The following is a 3306-nucleotide window of genomic DNA, read 5'->3' as shown; positions in this document are numbered from 1 at the left end:
CCACGACACCACCGAAGTGTTGAACGAGAGGTCGTTGATGATCGCGTACGAATGGGTCGGTCCATGCCAGACGATGCCGTTCACGTCGCCGCCCAACTCGCTTTCGCTGATCGCGGTGCCGAGCGAGCGGAAGTGCACGGGGTCGATCCACTCGATGCCGCCATCGAGCGCCCCGAAGGCGCCGGCGCAGCCGATCAGCAGCCGTGACGTCGCGCGGTCGAACTGGAATTCGGTGAACGGATTCTTGCGTTCGAGCCTGATCGCCTGCTTGCCGGGCAACAGCGGGTCGGTGTCCACCACCGTGTCGGCCACGGCATCGATCACCGCAACCAGGCTCGAATCGGTCGGCGTGAAGCCGGCGTTCTCGTTCAGGCGCTGGAGGGCCACGAACACGTACTTGTCGACGCGGATCACGTGCCCCATCTCGGGGAGCCCATCCGCGTCTGCGAACTGGGCGAGCGAGATGGTGCCTGGCGAAGTTCCGTCCTGCGGGTTCAGAATCAGCAGGTCGGCGCTGGCATAGCGCGTCACGTAGGCCTTGGTCGGCGTGACGAAGCAGATGTCCTGCGGGTTCGAGCCGTTGCCCGTCGACCACTGGTGAATGGTGTTGAGCGTGGTGCCATCCACCACCTGGATATTGTCGCCGCCGAAGCGATTAACGATGTAGAGATTGCCGTCGAACCAGCGCTCGAACGCGTCCGCGCCGGCCGGCTGAACGTCGGGAGTGCAGGCGCGGGTGTCGAGATTCACCACCGACAACGAGCCGTTCGAGACGTCGGAAGTCAGCACGAAGGCTCGCGACTGCGCCGCGAGGGCGGGACCGAAGCCCAGGGTCAGAGCGAGAAGCGGGAGAAACGGGACGGCATGACGAGGACTCATGGCTGTTCTCCTGAGTTCGGGCCCGATCCCGCCGGATCGTGGCGCCAGTCGAGCGAAAGGAAGACGGATCGGCCGGGCAGCGGATACCCGGCCACGTCGTACGCGATCTGATCGGTGAGATTGCGAACGTCGAGCGAGAGGCGTAGCGGCGCACCGCTCGGGACCAGTGACAGCGCCGCGTTCCACAGCGTGCGACGGGGCACCCGCTGGCGGTTCGAGCGGTCGGTGTAGTCGGCATCCAGGTCGTGAACGCCGAGCGAGGCTCGGAACATGCGCCAGGGCATGCTCAGCGTGGCGTCCAGCTCGCGATCGGGGCGCAGCGGAATCTTGCGGCCGTAGTAGCCCGGCGCAGCGCCACGATCGCGCGCCGCCTGCCAGGTGCCGGCACCCGCAAGCGTGGCGCCGCCCGGCAGCGTGAGGTCGGCGCTCAGCTCCTGCCCGCGATTCACCATCTTCGAGATGTTCATCGCGCGCACCGCGTTGGCGCTGGCCTGGACGAAGCCGATCAGGTCGTCGGCTTGCGTGTCGAACACCCAGCCGTCGAGCGCCGCGCGCACTCCGGCGAACCCACCGTGCCAGGCGACGCCGGCATCACGTGTCTCGACCCTTTCGGGCGTTAGCGCGGTATTGCCGAGCACCGTGCCCTGATTGCCGAACAACTCGTTGAAATCGGGCGCACGCTGCGCCGAGGTCCAGTTGGCGCGCGCGGCGAGGCCGCCGAGCAGCTCGAGGCGCGCCCCGAGCTGCGGCGTGACCAGCGCGCGCGACACGTCGGTCGCGCGCACCACCGTGCCGATGGGCACGGTGCGCAAGTGGTCGTCGAGCTGCTCCCAGCGCCGTGCGCCATGCAGCACCAGTCGGTCACCGATCGGACGCAGCTCGAGATCGAGGGTGGCGCCGCGCGTCCAGCGCTGGCTCTCGGGTGGCGAGGGCAGCGCGGCGTAGGCGTTGAAGAGATCGGCGACGTCCCGCCGCACGCTGGCCTGCGCCTGCAGCACCAGCGGCAGCCGCCTCTCGGGCCGGCCGATCTCGAACATCGCCACGTCGCCGCGCGTGCGGTCGCTCGTGTCCCATCGCCCGACCCCGAGTTGACCCCGCGTGTCGGAGAAATGCGAGTTCTGGGCATCGTGCGCCCCGACCATGCGCAGCTCCGGCTCCCAGGCGCGCGACGCGCGTGAAAGCGACATCGAGGTGCGCGACCACTCATCGCGGAGCCGCGGGTTGGGCGCCGGCACACTGGCGAGCCCCGAGACTCCGCGCGCGCGATGAAAATAGAGTTCGCGCAGATCGAGCCGCCACCGTGGTGCCGGCTTCCAGGCCGCCTGCGCCAGCGCCGTGACCTCGTCACGGCGATTGTTCACCGCCAGGCTGTCGCCGTCGTCGTAAGGATTGAGGTTGGTGCCGTTGCGATCCCAGTAGGTGAAGTTGCCGCGCGTGGTGAAGTAACTGGCGAAGGCACCGATCTCGAAGCGCTGCCCGCGCGCGCCGAGATCCACTTGCTGGCGCCACGACTCTTCGGGGCCGTGCGCGACCAACAGTCCCAGCTCGCGTGCCACCGGTCGTGTCAGCAGATTGACGGCGCCGGCGGGCGAAGAAGTGCCGAGCATCAGCGGCGCCGAGCCGCGATAGACCTGCACGCGGTCCACCGCCGATGCCGGGATCGCCGAGAGATCCACGGTGGAGCCGCCGGCGGTGCCGAGCGGAAGGCCGTCGATCAGGAACGCGGTCTCTCCGGAGGGAAGGCCGCGGATCGAGACGGTGCTGTACTCGCCAAGCCCGCCGTAGTCGCTGGAGTGAACGCCGGCGATCGAGCCGAGCGCCTCGTCGAGGTTGCGCGGTCCGCCCGCCACCCGTTGCAGCGGCGCTTCGCCCGCGGCGGTCGTGGGCATCAATCGCTGCGTGGCGGGCACGCGGTCGGCGCGCACCACGGTGGGCGGCACCGTGAGCACCGGCTTTGCGCCGCCCGGGAGCGAATCGGCGAACGCGGAATCGCGCGCGGAAACCGCCCGCGCCGAGGAATCCGGCGAAGCCGCCAACGCCGCCAAGAGCAGACCCGCAACGATCACGGCGTCTCGCGCGCCTCAATCGAGAGCCCCCTGGCCCGCGGGGAGCGGGCGGAGGGCATCGAGGCTGCGGGACGCCGCTACCGCACGCGCGCCTTCTCGCGAGGCGTGGTGGGCGAATGGCTCCCGGGGCAGGTTTCCTGACTCGTGATCGCGTGATCGCGATCCATCACAGTGGCGGGACCGTGGGGGCTTCTCACCCCTCTTCCCTATTACCCCGCGCCTTGCGGGCACCACCGGGAGATGTGTGACGAATGATGCGCGTGGTGCCGAGAGAGGTCAAGCGCTTTCGATTGGCGCGCATCGTGACATGACCTTAGGATCGCGCGAACCCTCAACGTCGCCGGAGACCGATTGCCCAGCC

2 protein-coding genes and 1 riboswitch are annotated in these 3306 nt (G+C 69.0%); both genes read right to left on the bottom strand.

Annotated features, from left to right (window positions below; genetic code table 11):
- A partial coding sequence (locus VMJ70_13670) for a hypothetical protein (GenBank protein ID HTO92172.1) occupies nt 1-879 on the bottom strand: 879 nt, incomplete at its 3' end.
- Nucleotides 876-2945, bottom strand: coding sequence for a TonB-dependent receptor (locus VMJ70_13665; GenBank protein ID HTO92171.1), 2070 nt, complete (start codon nt 2943-2945; stop codon nt 876-878). The genes VMJ70_13670 and VMJ70_13665, both read right to left, overlap by 4 nt.
- 109 nt (nt 2946-3054) lie before the next feature.
- A riboswitch (cobalamin riboswitch) is annotated at nt 3055-3195 on the bottom strand.
- Nucleotides 3196-3306: the final 111 nt, after the last annotated feature.

The organism is Candidatus Sulfotelmatobacter sp. (genome assembly GCA_035498555.1).
Classification (GTDB): domain Bacteria; phylum Eisenbacteria; class RBG-16-71-46; order RBG-16-71-46; family RBG-16-71-46; genus DATKAB01.
This window is presented reverse-complemented; position numbering and strand designations above follow the sequence as displayed.